The organism is Parasphingorhabdus halotolerans (assembly GCF_012516475.1).
Taxonomy (GTDB): Bacteria; Pseudomonadota; Alphaproteobacteria; order Sphingomonadales; family Sphingomonadaceae; genus Parasphingorhabdus; species Parasphingorhabdus halotolerans.
Genome location: NZ_CP051217.1, coordinates 410,675 through 426,311, shown reverse-complemented (window position 1 = coordinate 426,311; position 15,637 = coordinate 410,675). Strand labels below are relative to the sequence as shown.

17 protein-coding genes are annotated in these 15,637 nt (G+C 51.2%); 8 read left to right on the top strand and 9 right to left on the bottom strand.

Annotated features, from left to right (window positions below):
* Window positions 1-23: 23 nt before the first annotated feature.
* The 7 genes from hflX to dusB all read right to left on the bottom strand — a co-directional run bounded on the left by hflX (window position 24) and on the right by dusB (window position 9,239).
* Complete coding sequence (hflX, locus tag HF685_RS02010) at window positions 24-1,325, bottom strand: GTPase HflX (protein WP_168818070.1); 1,302 nt, start codon at window positions 1,323-1,325, stop codon at window positions 24-26.
* Complete coding sequence (hfq, locus tag HF685_RS02005; protein WP_246218704.1) at window positions 1,322-1,813, bottom strand: RNA chaperone Hfq; 492 nt, start codon at window positions 1,811-1,813, stop codon at window positions 1,322-1,324. Before hfq ends, hflX begins: the two co-directional genes overlap by 4 nt.
* A 133-nt stretch (window positions 1,814-1,946) precedes the next feature.
* On the bottom strand, window positions 1,947-3,329 hold the full coding sequence (gene ntrX, locus HF685_RS02000; protein ID WP_168818068.1) for a nitrogen assimilation response regulator NtrX: 1,383 nt from the start codon (window positions 3,327-3,329) through the stop codon (window positions 1,947-1,949).
* A gap of 12 nt (window positions 3,330-3,341) precedes the next feature.
* Window positions 3,342-5,642, bottom strand: coding sequence for a sensor histidine kinase (locus HF685_RS01995; protein WP_425500168.1), 2,301 nt, complete (start codon window positions 5,640-5,642; stop codon window positions 3,342-3,344).
* A 111-nt stretch (window positions 5,643-5,753) separates the two neighbouring features.
* Window positions 5,754-7,166: a sigma-54-dependent transcriptional regulator gene (locus HF685_RS01990; RefSeq protein ID WP_168818066.1), complete on the bottom strand. Its 1,413-nt coding sequence runs from the start codon at window positions 7,164-7,166 to the stop codon at window positions 5,754-5,756.
* 1 nt (window position 7,167) lies between these two features.
* A complete protein-coding gene (locus tag HF685_RS01985; RefSeq protein WP_168818065.1) occupies window positions 7,168-8,244 on the bottom strand; it encodes a two-component system sensor histidine kinase NtrB in 1,077 nt (358 codons plus the stop codon).
* Window positions 8,244-9,239 carry a tRNA dihydrouridine synthase DusB gene (dusB, locus tag HF685_RS01980; protein ID WP_168818064.1) on the bottom strand — a complete coding sequence of 332 codons (996 nt, stop codon included), beginning with the start codon at window positions 9,237-9,239 and terminating at the stop codon, window positions 8,244-8,246. The genes HF685_RS01985 and dusB overlap by 1 nt, the downstream gene beginning before the upstream one ends.
* Before the next feature lie 91 nt (window positions 9,240-9,330).
* Here dusB and HF685_RS01975 point away from each other — a divergent pair, with 91 nt between their 5' ends.
* Genes HF685_RS01975 through HF685_RS01965 form a run of 3 tightly spaced genes read left to right on the top strand, consistent with a single transcriptional unit; the run spans window position 9,331 to window position 11,554 of the window.
* Complete coding sequence (locus HF685_RS01975; RefSeq protein ID WP_168821121.1) at window positions 9,331-10,500, top strand: bifunctional 2-C-methyl-D-erythritol 4-phosphate cytidylyltransferase/2-C-methyl-D-erythritol 2,4-cyclodiphosphate synthase; 1,170 nt, start codon at window positions 9,331-9,333, stop codon at window positions 10,498-10,500.
* Window positions 10,497-11,021, top strand: a complete 525-nt coding sequence (locus HF685_RS01970) for a hypothetical protein (RefSeq protein WP_168818063.1) — start codon at window positions 10,497-10,499, stop codon at window positions 11,019-11,021. The genes HF685_RS01975 and HF685_RS01970 overlap by 4 nt, the downstream gene beginning before the upstream one ends.
* A gap of 17 nt (window positions 11,022-11,038) precedes the next feature.
* On the top strand, window positions 11,039-11,554 hold the full coding sequence (locus HF685_RS01965; RefSeq protein WP_168818062.1) for a CinA family protein: 516 nt from the start codon (window positions 11,039-11,041) through the stop codon (window positions 11,552-11,554).
* On the opposite strand, the gene HF685_RS01960 is transcribed toward HF685_RS01965, so the two are convergent.
* Together HF685_RS01960 and lipA are read right to left on the bottom strand one after the other, a co-directional pair.
* Window positions 11,503-11,988, bottom strand: coding sequence for a type II toxin-antitoxin system RatA family toxin (locus HF685_RS01960; RefSeq protein WP_168818061.1), 486 nt, complete (start codon window positions 11,986-11,988; stop codon window positions 11,503-11,505). The genes HF685_RS01965 and HF685_RS01960 overlap by 52 nt on opposite strands.
* Window positions 11,975-12,925, bottom strand: a complete 951-nt coding sequence (gene lipA, locus HF685_RS01955) for a lipoyl synthase (RefSeq protein ID WP_246218703.1) — start codon at window positions 12,923-12,925, stop codon at window positions 11,975-11,977. Before lipA ends, HF685_RS01960 begins: the two co-directional genes overlap by 14 nt.
* An 88-nt stretch (window positions 12,926-13,013) precedes the next feature.
* Between lipA and HF685_RS01950 the strand changes: the two genes are divergently transcribed.
* The 5 genes from HF685_RS01950 to HF685_RS01935 all read left to right on the top strand — a co-directional run bounded on the left by HF685_RS01950 (window position 13,014) and on the right by HF685_RS01935 (window position 15,562).
* Window positions 13,014-14,003 carry a sodium-dependent bicarbonate transport family permease gene (locus HF685_RS01950; RefSeq protein ID WP_168818059.1) on the top strand — a complete coding sequence of 330 codons (990 nt, stop codon included), beginning with the start codon at window positions 13,014-13,016 and terminating at the stop codon, window positions 14,001-14,003.
* A 77-nt stretch (window positions 14,004-14,080) separates the two neighbouring features.
* A complete protein-coding gene (locus HF685_RS01945) occupies window positions 14,081-14,317 on the top strand; it encodes a hypothetical protein (RefSeq protein WP_168818058.1) in 237 nt (78 codons plus the stop codon).
* Window positions 14,317-14,586 (top strand): carbonic anhydrase, encoded by a 270-nt coding sequence (locus HF685_RS16685; protein WP_425500167.1) that lies wholly within the window; start codon window positions 14,317-14,319, stop codon window positions 14,584-14,586. The genes HF685_RS01945 and HF685_RS16685 overlap by 1 nt, the downstream gene beginning before the upstream one ends.
* Window positions 14,571-14,939, top strand: coding sequence for a carbonic anhydrase (locus HF685_RS16680; RefSeq protein ID WP_425500199.1), 369 nt, complete (start codon window positions 14,571-14,573; stop codon window positions 14,937-14,939). Before HF685_RS16685 ends, HF685_RS16680 begins: the two co-directional genes overlap by 16 nt.
* Window positions 14,936-15,562: a pyridoxamine 5'-phosphate oxidase family protein gene (locus tag HF685_RS01935; protein ID WP_168818057.1), complete on the top strand. Its 627-nt coding sequence runs from the start codon at window positions 14,936-14,938 to the stop codon at window positions 15,560-15,562. Before HF685_RS16680 ends, HF685_RS01935 begins: the two co-directional genes overlap by 4 nt.
* The last annotated feature ends 75 nt before the right edge of the window (window positions 15,563-15,637 follow it).

The following is a 15,637-nucleotide window of genomic DNA, read 5'->3' as shown; positions in this document are numbered from 1 at the left end:
AGCGCATCATCCAGTATCAGATTCTAGAGCGCGTTATAGCGGCCCCAATTGCGTTTGGACATTTTTACATCCATTATCAAAGCGTTAGCTTGTTGATCAGTCTGCAATATTTTACCATTCTCGTGCAACCAGGCAATCCGTTTGCCATCGCCCGCAGGAACAGAAATCTTCGCGATATCGTGGTTCCGGGATAGATTGCTGGATATCATATCGACGAGCTTATCAAGCCCCTCGCCTTTTATCGCTGAAATAAGTACAACATTTTCCGGAACATGATCTGGGAGTTGCGGGCTTTCAGGATCATCACCGTCGATCAAATCGACTTTGTTCCATGCCTCAATAAGGAGAGGCCCTGCCCCATCAACTTCTACCAACTCCACTCCCAAATCCGCCAATATCTGCTTGACATCATGGGACTGCGCATCGCTAGCCGCATGGGAAATATCGCGCACATGCACAATGATATCTGCGGCCGTGACTTCTTCCAATGTTGCCCGAAAAGCCGCCACTAGCTGGGTCGGCAGGTCAGACACAAAGCCGACGGTATCCGAGATAATCGCCTTGTCATATCCAGGTAAGGGAAATTCCCGCATCGTCGGGTCAAGCGTCGCGAACAGCAGGTCTTCGGCCATCACATCCGCGCCCGTCAAACGGTTGAATAAGGTTGATTTCCCGGCATTGGTATATCCCACCAGAGCCACAACAGGCCAAGGCGCTTTTTGTCTGCGAGACCGATGTAATGACCGCGTCTTTTGTAAATGAGACAAGTCCCGACGCAATTTTGCCATTCTGTCACGGATCATCCGCCGATCCGACTCTATCTGCGTTTCCCCTGGGCCGCCTAGAAAACCGAAACCGCCGCGCTGGCGCTCAAGGTGGGTCCAGCTGCGCACCAACCGGCCTGCCTGATAGTCAAGATGTGCGAGTTCAACTTGAAGTCGGCCTTCTGCCGTCGTTGCCCTTGCTCCAAATATCTCCAGGATCAACCCCGTTCGGTCAATCACTTTAACATTGAGAAATTCTTCAAGATTTCGCTGCTGGATCGCACTCAAACTGCCATCAACAACCAATATATTGGCGCCTTCCTGTGCCAAAATAGTTTTGATCTGATCAACCTGCCCGGAACCAAATAATGTCCCGGCCTTTGGTGCCCGGACAGAAAAATTGCGTGCAGAAGTTGTTTTGAGACCGATTGCCAAAGCAAGCCCGACAGCCTCTTCAAGGCGATATTCCAGAGCATTCTCACCCAGTGAATCCAAATTGGGATGGGCAATGACGGCTAAGTCTCGAGAACCATCCAGCTCGTCTTTTTCAAATGGGATCAATGCGCGCTGTCTTCGGTATTATAGTCGGCAAGATTGAGAGGCCCGCCTGGCTGGACTGTGGAGATAGCATGTTTGTAAACAAGTTGCGTCATTCCGTCGCGTTCTAGCAAGATACAGAATAAATCATAAGCAGCGACTTCGCCCTGCAGCATAACGCCATTGACCAAAAACATAGTCACGGAATCACTGCTATCGCGCACTGCCGTCAAAAACACTTCCTGCAAAACGCCGTTTCTCGGCTTTGCGTTATCCATCAATTCGACGAACGGTTGCATATCCAGGCTCTCGGACGGCATAATCGTCGAGATTGCGTGCTTGTAGACAAGCTGGGACTGGCCGTCGCGGCGAAGTAATACTGAAAAATTATCAAACCAAGTGACAATTCCCTGCAACTTTACGCCTTTCACCAAAAACATGGTAACCGGTGTCTTCGATTTCCTAAGAGAGTTTAAGAACAAATCTTGCAAATTATTTGATTTATCGGTCAATTTTTTGACTCCATGTTTTTTGGCGGCATCTGCCACATTATATTTATTGCATGACGATAATGATAACCTGGGGGATCGTCAAAAAACAATATATGCAAGCTCGGTGTCAGCTACAACCGCAATTAACAGACGATCACTCAGAATCCTGCTTTTTCTTCGCAGCCAATCCAAGCATTTTCAATTTTCTGTGCAGCGCTGATCGCTCCATACCGATGAAATTGGCTGTCTTGGAGATATTCCCGGAAAAACGCCTGATCTGTACTTTCAGATATTCCCGCTCGAAACTCTCGCGTGCCTCTCTAAGCGGCGAGCCCATCAACGATGCTACGCCTTGATCAAGGTCATCGTCCTGCCCCAATATTTCCGGTGGCAGCATGTCAATTTCGATTTTTGTAAAATTATCCTTTGGTGCTAATATAATCGTACGTTCGATCACATTGCGCAATTGCCGGACATTCCCTGGCCAATCGCAGGCTTGCAAAGCCGCCATCGCTTCCGTTGATATTTCGGGTGCTTGCAATCGTTGGTCGGCGGCAAAACGGGCGGAATAATGCTCCACCAATGTCGGAATATCCTCGCGCCGATGGTGCAACGGTGGCAGTTCAACCGGCACAACGTTAAGCCGGTAAAACAGATCTTCGCGAAATCTTTTTTCCTGAATTTCTTCCTCGAGATTACGCGATGTTGCCGAGACCACCCGCACATCAACCTTGACTCGCTGGCTTCCTCCCAAGCGGACAAAACTTTGCTCTGTTAGTACCCGCAGGATTTTTCCTTGGGTATCCAGCGGCATATCGGCCACCTCATCAATGAACAATGTGCCGCCATGGGCTTCCTCCAAGAGTCCGACTTTATCGACTTTTCCGGCTTTCTCGGTGCCAAACAATTCCTCTTCAACACTTTCTGGCGAAAGTCGTGCGGCGCTGATGGTCACAAAAGGTGCATTGGATCTCGCGCTCCAATTGTGCATCAATCGCGCTGCGACCTCTTTACCTACACCTGCAGGCCCGGAAATCAATAATCTGCTGCCAGTTCCAGCCACACGTTTCAACGTCGCCCTCACATTGTTTATCGCGGCCGAATTTCCGGATAATTCCTCAGAATATCCTACGCGGGCTTTCAGGACCTCATTCTCGCGGCGCAGTCGCTGCGTTTCCGTAGCCTTGGCCACGAGGTGCAGAAGGTGCTCCGCTTCAAACGGTTTTTCGATAAAATCCACAGCACCTTGGGAAATCGCAGCAACGGCCGTGTCGATATTTCCATGCCCGGAAATGACGATGATCGGCAAGCGAGGATCGGTTTGCTTCATTTCAGTGAGCAATTCTAATCCGTCCAACCGAGAATTACGAAGCCATACATCCAGCAGCACCAGTGACGGTTTGCGTTCATTTACCGCCGCAAGGGCTGAATCGCTATCGGCAGCCGTGCGCGTTTCATAGCCCTCGTCTTCCAGCACACCTGCGATCAGCTCACGAATGTCTGGTTCATCGTCGACAATCAAAATATCTAATGCCATTACTCTCGACCTCTATTTACGTACTTTTTTGGCAGTTTGTTTGCGGATTGCCCCAAATGAGCGAACGTTTTCATCGTGAATTGCAGGTGCTGCGCTATTCTGCCCAAGTCTTTCCAGTTTCATTGGATCAAATATTATTTCCACGCGGGTGCCGGCCGTAGGAGCATCTGAAAATGAAATATCTCCAAAATGCTCTTCAACAATTTTTTTGACGATAGCCAAGCCGAGGCCGGTGCCCTTTTCCCGCGTAGTCATATAGGGCTCAATTATACGCTCTCGATCAGCCGGCAGGCCAGCTCCATTATCATCCAAAATGATCGATAGCTTGCCGTCGTTGGCATCTACATTGATCAATATCTGTCCGTCAGCCAAATTGAAATCTTGATCATTTTCGGACCTTTGCTCAATTGCTTCAACAGCATTTTTTAGAATGTTGGTCAAAGCCTGACCCAATTGGCGACGATCACATACCAACGGAACTTCTTGTTGCTCGGCTTCAAAGGTGAATGCAATTTTTGGATGAGCGACATCCTGCAGAAACACTGCCTGTTTTACGATATCAACCAAATTGTCCATCCGGAATACCGGCTTCGGCATGCGAGCAAAGGACGAGAATTCATCAACAATATTTCGCAAATCGCCAACTTGACGAACGATGGTTCCGGTTAGCTGCGTGAAAATCTCCTCGCCCTCGCCTATGTTCTTTCCAAACCGGCGTTGCAGTCTTTCCGCCGCCAACTGAATTGGGGTGAGCGGGTTCTTGATTTCATGTGCAATCCGGCGGGCAACGTCAGACCACGCCGCACGGCGCTGATCGAGCAGGCGCTGCGTTATATCTTCAAAAGTTATAACGTGCCCCGAGTTTTCGGCGACTATTTTTACCTCAAGCGTTCGAATTTCTGTCCCCGAGGTAAATTCAATGATGGTGTTTTCAATATCATCTGCGATCAAGTCGGAAAATTCCGGTGCAATCTCGGATATCTGGCGATCAAGCAGATTGTCGCCCTCTTTTGCCAAAAGCGCCTGCGCGCGAGAATTTATAAGCCGTATTTCGCCGTCAATATTCAGGCTGATAATGCCTGCTGTGACCGATTCCAGTACTGTTTCGATAAAGGCACGGCGGCTTCCCAACTGCTCGTTAGCGGTCAACAACGCCGTCGTTTGTGTTTCCAGGCGCTCCGTCATCCTGTTGAATGCCCGGCCCAGAGTACCAATTTCGTCTCGTTCCATTGGCGTAGGAACTCGCGTGGCAAGATCACCTTCTGTCACCCGTTTTGCCGCATGAACCAGTTCGCCAACCGGGCGTACCATGCGATCAGCAACGACCAGCGCAATCCAGAGCGCCAAACCGACGATCAATAGCGATATAACGAACAGCGCAATATTAAACTGCAATTGCAAACTGCGTGATCGGGAAAATAGATCGTCATAATCTTGCAGCACTTCCTGCGCCCGCTCCCACTGGCTCAATGCCAGCATATTGGAATCTCGCGCTGCGTAGAGGAAAATATCGCCGTTCAAATCCAACGCGGTAACGGCCTCGATTTTATTCGACTTTGCGGTCACCACGTAGCTTTCACCAGCTTTCAGCTGATTTATCACGGCGTCGGTAATTTTGGTCCTTTGATCACGACTATCGGGTTCTACGGCCGCCGCTGTTCGAGCCACGCCGTCTTTGCCATATTCGACGATCGCAGATTCATTCAGCTTTCGCGTCAAGACCTGAAAAACATAAGCTTCGGCGAAATCCGGACTCGCAATGTTTGTTTCCTTGAGCAAATTGCGCAGATCACCGGCCATGGTTATCGTTTCTTCGCCAACGTCGCGTTGATTCTGACTATAATATCCTCGCGCCAGATCATTGGCATTTTCAAGCATTCCGCGCGCGCGATCAGAGAACCAGAATTCGACGCCATATTGGAACAGGAGCGATGCAAATATAACAACAAGCAGCATTGGTACGCTGGCGAGCAGCGAGAAAAGTGCAACCAGTCGAACATGTAACCGTCCACTGCTACCAATAGCCGATTTCGCCGCCCTACCCTTGGCAATGCGGCGACCGAATAACACCAGAAGTAAAATTGCCGGGATAAGGTTCGCGACGAGAAGCGCGGCCGTCAAGGGAGGCGAAATAAGGTCTGTGCGGTCTGATTGACCATTCAAGAAAACATAGCTGCCCACTAGCAAGCCCGCAAACAACAGCAGCACTGCCCACTCCAGGCGTCTTATTGTGTTATCATTTTCGGATAACAATGAAAGGCGACGCATCCAGGCCGGCGCTCGCTTTTCTACAGGATGATGCCGCAATTCCATTGTGTGCTTATTACAACAGGCGCGTGGTAAAAACAGCACTATTTGGTATATATGTCACGCTTTGCCTGAACCCGGCAACTGTCTACCGCTCAAACTGGCATTCTTCCATTGTTAGAGCCTTGTGGGATCAATCTCATATTCGTTGAGTTTTTTCCGCAATGTGTTGCGATTTATGCCCAGCATTTTTGCTGCTTTTATCTGATTTCCATTTGCGATCGATAAAACTTCCTCGAGTAACGGACGTTCAAAATGCTCCAGAGCCCTGACATATACAGAATGATCTTCGCCGTCAGCGTTGACGAGTTCGACAACTATCGAACGAACCAGATTTGAAAACTGGCTCTGTGCGAGTTGCTCTTGCTCTTCATTTTTCTCAACATTTAGAATCTGGGAAATATATGCTTGCGAAAGATAGTCGTCCCGCGCTGTTACCACGAGACGATAGACTATATTTTTCAATTCGCGGACATTCCCGCGCCAAGGATGTCGCTCCAACGCCTTCATGCCTGCATCATCAATCTGTTTACGCGGCAACCCTTCCTCTACCGCCTGGTTTAGAAAATGATTGGTCAGGGCCGGTATATCGCTCGCGCGTTCGCGCAACGGAGGCAAGTCAATCGGTACTACGTTTATTCTATAGTAGAGGTCTTCCCGGAATTTGCCCGCCTCAATGAGAGCCGGCATGTCCTGGTTTGTCGCGGCGATAATCCGCACATCGAGCCGAACGAGTTTACTTCCTCCAACCCGGTTGATCTCGCCCGATTGCAATGCGCGCAATAAGCGGGTTTGCGCATGCATCGGCATATCGCCAATTTCATCCAGAAAGAGCGTTCCGCCCTGCGCTTGTTCAAATTTACCAACGGCGCTGTTTACAGCTCCCGTAAAGGCCCCTTTCTCATGGCCAAATAACTCGGCTTCGATAAGATCGGCGGGAATGGCTGCCATGTTAACGGCAACAAACGGCCCGGATTTCCGGTGACCTAGATTATGAATAGCTTCAGCGACAAGTTCCTTACCCGTCCCGGACTCACCCAGAACAAGCACGGATAAATCGTTACGCAACAATCGCGCAATCATCCGGTAAACATCCTGCATGGCCGCACTTCTTCCAACCAAAGGCAGGCTTTCATCTTCTATCGATATGGCAGTGTTTGCATTTTTCCGCGGACGCACAGCCTGTCGTACACCGTCCACCAGTTCATCAAGATCAAATGGTTTTGGAAAATACTCAAATGCACCGGTTTCGGATGCTCGGATCGCGGTATTCAGCGTATTTTGGGCCGATATAATGATGATCGGGAGATCAGGGTCTTGCGCCCTGACTGTATCCAGAGTCTTGATGCCATCGTCCTCACCAAGTCCGACGTCGGTGATGAGCAGATCATATTTGCCGCGAGACATCATAACGTCGCGATCCAATATGGTTTTGCAGCTATCGACCGTCATACCCTCCGCCTTCAAGGCCGTTGCGATAATGTGACTTACCGATACATCGTCTTCGACCAACAAGATTCTATTGGCCATTTTACTGTCCTTTTTCCGCTACCGGGAGGAAGAGCATGAACTGCGTATGTCCGGTCAACGCGTCGCGCTCATGCCTGATACGACCATTCATATCCCCGATTAGTTTTCTGACCAAAGCGAGACCAAGCCCCTGCCCTTCATTCTTGGTAGTCACAAATGGTGAGAATATTTCGGACTCGATTTCGGGATCCACACCCGGTCCATTGTCTTTCACGATAAGCTCCACCGGTAGCTTAATCGCTTGATCACTACCCTTTGTTTGCAATGCGGCGCCGAAACTATATCGCGTCATCACTTCGATATGCGGATCATCCATACCTCTGGTTGCCTCCACCGCATTCGACAAAAGATTTATCAATATTTGCATCATGGCGTCACGATCAATGAGGACGTCAGGCAGTGAAGGGTCAAACCATTCCCTGATTTTGATCGCCCCGTTCTGCGCGGTTTCAATGGATTTTCGCGCTTCATCCACGAGACTGTGGATGTTGACCGGTTCGATCTGCGCTGGCTGGTTGGTAGATAGGCTCTGCATCCTGTCAAGCAAGGTTGTGATCCGCTTGACCTCGGCCTGGATCATGTCTGCCAGCGGTTTTTGATCCTCCGAGAGACCGCGATTCAACAGTTGCGCTGCGCCCTTAATAGCTGCCAGAGGATTTTTTATCTCATGCCCCAGTATATCGGGCGCACGAATCGAAAATTGATGGGGTTGATCCTCACGCTCACCAATGGCTGCGCCATCAACAGGCAGTGGCGCGATGGAAACAAGTCGCCAATCTTCATTTGATGTGATTGCGTGGATCTCGAAATTCACCATTGCTGAATGTGTGTCACGAATGGTTATTGGTACATTTCGTGCTGCAAGATTTGCGTCACAATCTTCCAAAGCGTTTGTCAAACGCTCATCGACAAAAGAAATAAAGTCACCAATTTTTCTACCTACAAGACGTTTTGAGCTGGTTTGCAAGAAATTCTCCGCGACTGGGTTCACCTGGCCAATGTGATGATCTTCATCAATCAGCAGCAATGCATCCGGCAGGCTTGCAAATATCTGTTCGGCGCTCGGCAGCTCAGACATCAGGCTGCTGCTTTGTTCAGCCAAAGCCCGTAAAAATCTTCCAGCATTTGCAGCACTTTGGCCGCATCAATTTCCTTGTTTGCCATATTGCGAAACTCGGCAGAACCGGGCAGTCCCTTAGTATACCAACCGATATGCTTCCGCGCGACTTTCACGCCAACATCCTCGCCATATAGTTTCAACATTTCTCGATAATGTTCATCCAGCACGGCATATTGGGTGGCCAAATCTGGATCAGCCAATTTTTCGCGCTTGGCAAACCAGTGCATGACCTGCCCCAGGAACCAGGGTTTGCCGTAAGCGCCGCGCCCGATCATCAGTCCGTCCGCACCGCTTTCCTGCAAGGCCTGCTCGCAATCTTCAAGCGTACAAATATCGCCATTGACGATGACCGGCACGGACACGGCTTCCTTTACGTTACGAACAAAGGTCCAGTCGGCGCTGCCCTTGTACATCTGACAACGCGTGCGGCCGTGAACGGTGATCATCTTGGCGCCCAAATCCTCGGCAATATGCGCCAGTTCCGGAGCGTTAAGACTGTTATGATCCCAACCCATTCTCATTTTTACCGTCACCGGCACATTGACGGCTTCAACAGTGGCTTTGATCAGAGCCGCTGCTAATGGCAAATCCCTCATCAGAGCTGAACCAGCATCGCCATTGACGACCTTTTTAACCGGGCAGCCCATATTAATATCAATGATATGCGCGCCGCGATCTTCGTTGAGTTTTGCCGCTTCAGCCATCGCTTCCGGCGAACAGCCTGCCAGCTGCATGGAGACCGGCTCTTCAATCGGATCCCAGGCACATTTTTGTAGCGACTGGCGCGTTTCCCGGATCATTGCCTGACTGGCAATCATCTCGGTCACATTGAGACCAGAGCCGAAACGGCGCACCAATTTTCGGAAGGGGAGATCAGTCACACCGGTCATCGGTGCCAACAGCACCGGGCTTTCGATTTCGAGATTACCGATAGAGATGGGATTGAGATTCATGGTTCTGCCTAATATTTAGGCAGCCAATAGCTTCGCATTTGCTGCGATGCAAGAATTGCTTCGTACCGAGCGTGCGAGTAGATCACTGGCGATGTCCGATTCTTCTAACTCCGCCAATGCAACCCATGCGGTCGTTCTCGCCGCGGGGTCGGGCAGCCGTTCAGGATTAAGCCGCCCCAAACAATTTGAGCGTGTCCGTGGCAAACCTATTGTGCGCCACAGCGTAGACAGCTTTCTCTCCCATGCAGGTATCGATAAACTGTGGGTGGTGATTGGAGCTGGTCAGGAAGAATTGGCAAATGAGGCGCTCTCTGGTTGCTCAGCCTATTACCTAGTCATCGGAGGCGACACGCGTCAGCAAAGCGTCAGAAATACGCTTAACGCGATAGCGCAATCCGGCGGCGCGCAATCGATATTGATTCACGATGCTGCACGACCATTTTTATCCCGCAATATAATCGACTCGCTATTGGCCGTGTTGAAAACTGAAGCGGGAGCCATGCCTGTCTTGCCTGCTGTTGATACCATGATATCCACTGACGGTCAGCGGTTAGGGCAAACGCTGGATCGCGAAAAACTGCGCCGCGTACAAACTCCGCAAGCGTTTGATTTCGAAAAATTATTGGCAGCACATGATATCTGGCCTGAAGATATAACCGCGACTGATGACGCCCAGATATTTCAGGCAGCCGGCCATGATATTCACCTCATTGAAGGCGATGAGAACCTGGCAAAATACACCTTTCCCTCTGACTTTGAAAGGACGCCTATGCAAACACAAATCCGGACCGGCATGGGCTTTGATGTACATCAACTGGTGGCCGGCGAAGAGCTGTGGCTCGGCGGGATGAAGATTGATCACGTCAAAGGCCTTTCTGGCCATAGCGATGCCGATGTACTGCTCCACGCGCTAACCGACGCTTTGCTGGGCGCGATTGGCGCAGGTGACATTGGCGACCATTTTCCGCCCACCGATGCCAAATGGCAAGGAGCAGCATCAGAACAATTTGTTAAATATGCAACGGAGTTAATCGCGGGGAAAGGCGGCACCATCAATAACGTCGATATGACATTAATTTGCGAAGCACCCAAAATAAAACCGCATCGGGAAGCGATCCGGGCAAATATTGCTACGGTGTTGGATATTGCGCTTGATCAAGTCAGCGTAAAAGCGACCACCACAGAGCGTCTTGGCTTTGCCGGGCGCGAAGAAGGAATTGCCGCTCAGGCCATCGCCACTATTTCTTTGGAGAAAATATGATGTTTCATAAAATTGCTCTTGGCGGAGCATTGGTCGGTTTGATCTCCGCTACGACGGCGCAGGCAACAACTGTCCAGAAATGCCTCACCGTGCCACAAGCGGAAGGCCTGGTTACCTATTTGTTACCAACTGCAGTAGAAGCCACCCGCACGAAATGTGCCACAACTTTACCGGCGACAGCGGCGTTGTTGAAACCAAATTCCGAGCAGCTTGCAAAGTATAAAGCGGCGGCGCAGACCGCTTGGCCGAAAGCAAAAGCGGCTGTTGGCGTTCTGGCTGGAGACCAGTTGCCGCGCGGTATCAGCGATGATTTTTTGAGACCGATGGCCGATGCGATGTTCACACAAATGATCGGATCGGAGATCAAGCCAAAGGATTGTGCTATCATTGACAAGATATACTCCTCGCTCGAGCCCATGCCATCGGCCAATCTTGCCACCCTTGCTATCGCAATCGTCCAGGAATCGATCAAGGAAGACAAAGCGCAAAAAATACCGATTTGCAAAACGTTGCCCAAATAGTCTAACGGCGCTCACTTATGGATCATCTATTACCGCCAGAACTTGTTGCGCTTGCCGAGCGCGTTATCGTTGAAAACCGAAAATTGGGCCTTAGGGTTGCAGTAGCGGAGAGTTGCACGGGCGGCATTGTCGCTGCGGCGCTCACAGAGATCGCCGGTAGCAGCGATGTTTTTGACTGCGGGTTCAACACCTATTCCAATGAAGCAAAGCAGAAAATGCTGAATGTCAGCGATGACCTTCTGGAAACCTTTGGTGCTGTGTCCATCGCCGTCGCCTGGGAAATGGCAACGGGCGCATTGGAAAAATCCGGTTGCGATGTTGCTGTGGCGATCACTGGTGTCGCGGGGCCGGGAGGTGGAACCGAGAAGAAACCCGTGGGTACTGTCGTTTTTGCAAAAGCAGAAAAAGGAAAAGACCCGGAAGATGTGGCAGCGGACCGCAAGAACTTCGGTGCCGATAAAACGCGCGCGGAAATTCGTCTTCAGGCGGCGCTGGTGGCGCTTGAGTTGTTGCTTCCCGTAGCGCCAGAATAGCCGGGGCCATAGATTACATGCGCACGCTGTTCAAAAGCGCTGGTCATCTTGTGCAGCGCTTTTGAAAACATCTGCCCGGCCAGTTTTTCAAACATCCGGTTCTTGAACGCAAATTCAACGTAGAAATCAACATAGCATCCGCCTGTTTCACGGGGCCGAAAACGCCATTCATTGTGCAGCTGCCGCAGCGGTCCATCCAGATAATCGACATCAATGGCATGAGAGGGCGTCTTGATCACCCGCGAGGTAAATTGTTCGCGCAACCCTTTAAAACCAACCAGCATATCAGCAAGCATTTCGGTTTCGTCATCCGATTTAATCCGCGTTCCTACCACCCACGGCAAAAACTCCTGATAACGCCCGACATCGGCAACCAGCGCATACATCTGGGTCGCGCTAAACGGTAGCTCCCGCGTTTCCCTATGCGCTGGCACTTTGACCCGCTCTGGCTAGTTTTTCCTCGCGCGCCTGCTGCATTTTGGCAAAGTCATCACCGGCGTGATAGCTGGATCGTGTCAACGGGCTGGATGCGACCAGCAAAAAACCTTTGGCGCGCGCGATTGAAGCGTAAGCATCAAACGCCTGCGGTTTCACAAATTCGCTCACCTTCACGTGCTTGGTGGTTGGCTGCAAATATTGACCCATCGTCAGGAAATCGACATCGGCGCTGCGCATATCGTCCATCACCTGATGGACCTCCAGGCGCGCTTCGCTCAATCCCAGCATGATCCCCGACTTGGTGAAAATGCTCGGATCTTGCCGCTTCACACTTTCCAGCAAGCGCAACGAGGCATAATAGCGCGCGCCCGGACGGATGGTGGGATAGAGCCGCGGAACAGTCTCGAGATTGTGATTATAAACATCGGGTCGCGCCGCTACAATTGCCTCGACCGCAGCATCCGCCTTGTTACGGAAATCCGGTGTTAAAATCTCGATCGTCGTTTGTGGAGTGGTCCGGCGCAACGCCTCGATAACCTTCACAAATTGGCTAGCACCGCCATCGGCAAGATCATCACGGTCAACAGATGTTACCACGATATGCTCAAGCCCAAGCTTGGCCGCTGCGTCAGCCGTATGCTGAGGCTCGTTGAGATCAACAGCCATTGGCATGCCTGTTTTCACATTGCAAAAAGCACAGGCCCGCGTGCAAACATCGCCCAAAATCATCACTGTCGCATGCTTTTTCGTCCAGCATTCCCCGATATTCGGGCAAGCCGCCTCTTCGCAAACGGTGTTAAGTTTATGCTCCCGCATCAGCTTACGCGTTTCATCAAAAGCCCTGCCCATCGGCGCTTTGACACGGATCCAGTCGGGCTTGCGGAGCCTCGGCGATTCACCCGAGGGTGATGCGATCTTGGTAATTTCGTTCATTTCTATTAGATAGCGATGCATATGCCGCTTGCCAACCGCGATAACGCTACCTAATTCCCCGGTTGATAATGACAGGAACTGGGGAGCAATGAGCGGTATGATTATTGAGACTCTCACCTCGCCCGTCATTCTGTTCTTCATCCTGGGGTTTTTCGCGGCCTGTATCCGATCAGACCTGACCATTCCGGAGCCGTTTGCCAAGGCTATGTCCATCTATCTGATGGCGGCAATCGGCCTGAAAGGCGGCGTTGAGGTCGCTTCAACTGGATTCACTTCAGAACTAGCGTCCGCAGCAATTGCCGGTATTTTACTGGGCTTTACCCTGCCAATTTTAGCATTTTTTCTGCTTCGCTCAGTTGGCAAATTGGGAGCTATCGATTCCGGCGCTGTTGCGGCCCACTACGGCTCGGTCAGCGTTGTAACCTTCGTAACTGCGGTCGAACTGCTTACCAAACAGGATATGGAACCGGACGGCTTCATGGTTGGTGTGATGGCGTTGATGGAAACACCTGCTATCATAACTGGCCTGCTGCTCGCCCGAGCCTATTCGAAACGGCCTGGACTCGCGGAAGTTGCCAGCACCAACAAAGATAGCGGCTATGGGTTGCTTCATGAGGTTTTGACCAACGGTTCTGTTGTCCTTTTGATGGGCGCTTTTGCTATTGGCATGGTCGCCGGCGAAGCCCGATTTGAGCCGATCAAGCCGCTGTTCGCTATTGGCTTTAACGGTGTACTCTGCCTCTTCCTACTCGATATGGGCCTGCTTGCAGCCCGTCGTCTTCTGCAATCCAAGAAAATCACCATTCCGCTCGCTTTACTTGCCATCTTGATGCCAATTATAAACGGGACGATTGGTGTTGCCGTTGGAACATTGATTGGCCTTGAACCGGGTTCTGCTGCCATTCTGGGCGTATTATGCGCGAGCGCATCCTATATCGCCGTACCTGCCGCCATGCGTCTCGCCATGCCACAGGCCGATCCCGGTATTTACTTATCCATGTCGCTTGGTATCACCTTTCCGTTCAACATCATATTTGGCATCTCGCTGTTCGCGGCTATTGCCAACTTTCTGGGGTAGATCATGGTTAAAACGGTACAGCGCAAGCGCATTGAAATATTGGTCGACACCCCCTGATTCCGCGCGTTATCAGGCTGGTGAAAGAAGTTGATATTTCCGGTTGGAGCATCATCAAGATCGCTTCCGGAGGAGGCCGTGACGGTCGCTGGGATCACGACGAAGTCACCGGCGCAGCGGCAAAATCGATTGTCCTGATGATTGCCAATCAGGAAAAGGCTGATGAATTAGCAGACAAAGTGGCTCCCTTGCTTGATAGCCACGGTTTGTTCATTACCATTGGCAACGTAGAAGTCGTTCGCGGAGACCGTTTCTAATGCCTGAATTTAACGCACTGCTGGAGGGCTATCACCGGTTCAAGGAGTATAGCTACCCCCGGCAGAAGGCGCGCTACGATGAACTGGCGGACGGCCAAAACCCACCTGTGATGGTCATTTCCTGTTGCGATAGCCGGGTTGATCCCGCAACGATTTTTGATACTGGACCCGGCCAGATGTTTGCCTTGCGCAATGTCGCCAATCTGGTTCCGCCCTATGAACAAGGGGCGGACTCCACGGGGCGTCGGCAGCGATTGAATTTGGTGTAACCGGCCTTCACGTCAAACATATCGTCGTTCTTGGTCATGGTCAGTGCGGCGGGATAAAGGCGGCGCTGGAAGGGGACGATTTGGGAGAACCGGGACTCAGTTTCATTGACGAATGGATGACTATTGTTCGCGAAGCGCGAGATCGGGTTGTCCATGACGCTCCTGATGATCCGCAGCGCGAGTTGGAGCTTGAATCGGTAAAGGTCAGCCTTAAAAATCTCCGAAGCTTTCCCTTCATTTCCCGCCGTGAGCAAGCCGGTGAGTTGAAGCTACACGGCGCCTGGTATGCGATTGGTGAAGCCAAGCTTTTCACTCTCGACGAAAGTACCGGAAATTTCTCGGCTGTTGAATGACTTTCTCCCAAGAAGAATTTTATTTCAATAATTTAGACCTTTCCCTTGAGAAATCGTGGGAACTTTTGACCAGCGGCAAAAAAGACCGCCATTCGCCACTGCATACATTGGCCGTCGGCACGGTGACGGCGGACGGCACGCCTAGCCAGCGGATCATGGTTTTGCGCGATGTGGATCGTGAAACACGCATGCTTCGTTTCAACACCGATGCGCGCGTATCCAAAGTGGCCGATCTGGATAACGGCGGGGCAATTTCGATATTGGGCTATCATCCGGACGCGAAAGTTCAGCTCCGATTATCCGGCACAGCGCGGATAGAGCGCGAAGGCGCAATCGCAGAGGAAGCGTGGGAGCAAGCTTCTCCCTACGGAAAACGATGCTATCTCGCCGATCCTCCACCGGGATCTCCGGTGGACGCACCAACTTCGGGCCTTGATCCGGCGATTGAGGGGCAGAAGCCCGACGCCAAGCAAACCGCCCCTGCCCGCATCAATTTTGCCGTCTTGCTGGCTGAAATAAATCGCATAGAATGGCTCTATCTCGCCCACACCGGCCATCGCCGTGCGTTATTTTTCTGGAATGAAAAAACGGATCAGTGGGATTCGGGCTGGCTCGTCCCATAAGTTTTAGCCATTTTTGCCATCAGGATCGCGCTTTTTCCACTTGAACGCCTGCTTCTTGCGGTTCATCACTTCTCG

Bases quoted from the DNA above. Each gene is read 5' to 3' on its own strand.
- HF685_RS01985 (WP_168818065.1), bottom strand. From the start codon at position 8,244: ATGTCTGAGCTGCCGAGCGCCGAACAGATATTTGCAAGCCTGCCGGAT.
- HF685_RS16685 (WP_425500167.1), top strand. From the start codon at position 14,317: ATGCCTGAATTTAACGCACTGCTGGAGGGCTATCACCGGTTCAAGGAG.
- HF685_RS01935 (WP_168818057.1), top strand. From the start codon at position 14,936: ATGACTTTCTCCCAAGAAGAATTTTATTTCAATAATTTAGACCTTTCC.
- HF685_RS01990 (WP_168818066.1), bottom strand. From the start codon at position 7,166: ATGGCCAATAGAATCTTGTTGGTCGAAGACGATGTATCGGTAAGTCAC.
- HF685_RS01995 (WP_425500168.1), bottom strand. From the start codon at position 5,642: ATGGAATTGCGGCATCATCCTGTAGAAAAGCGAGCGCCGGCCTGGATG.
- dusB (WP_168818064.1), bottom strand. From the start codon at position 9,239: ATGAATCTCAATCCCATCTCTATCGGTAATCTCGAAATCGAAAGCCCG.
- ntrX (WP_168818068.1), bottom strand. From the start codon at position 3,329: ATGGCATTAGATATTTTGATTGTCGACGATGAACCAGACATTCGTGAG.
- HF685_RS01975 (WP_168821121.1), top strand. From the start codon at position 9,331: ATGTCCGATTCTTCTAACTCCGCCAATGCAACCCATGCGGTCGTTCTC.
- HF685_RS01970 (WP_168818063.1), top strand. From the start codon at position 10,497: ATGATGTTTCATAAAATTGCTCTTGGCGGAGCATTGGTCGGTTTGATC.
- HF685_RS01950 (WP_168818059.1), top strand. From the start codon at position 13,014: ATGAGCGGTATGATTATTGAGACTCTCACCTCGCCCGTCATTCTGTTC.
- lipA (WP_246218703.1), bottom strand. From the start codon at position 12,925: ATGAACGAAATTACCAAGATCGCATCACCCTCGGGTGAATCGCCGAGG.
- HF685_RS01965 (WP_168818062.1), top strand. From the start codon at position 11,039: ATGGATCATCTATTACCGCCAGAACTTGTTGCGCTTGCCGAGCGCGTT.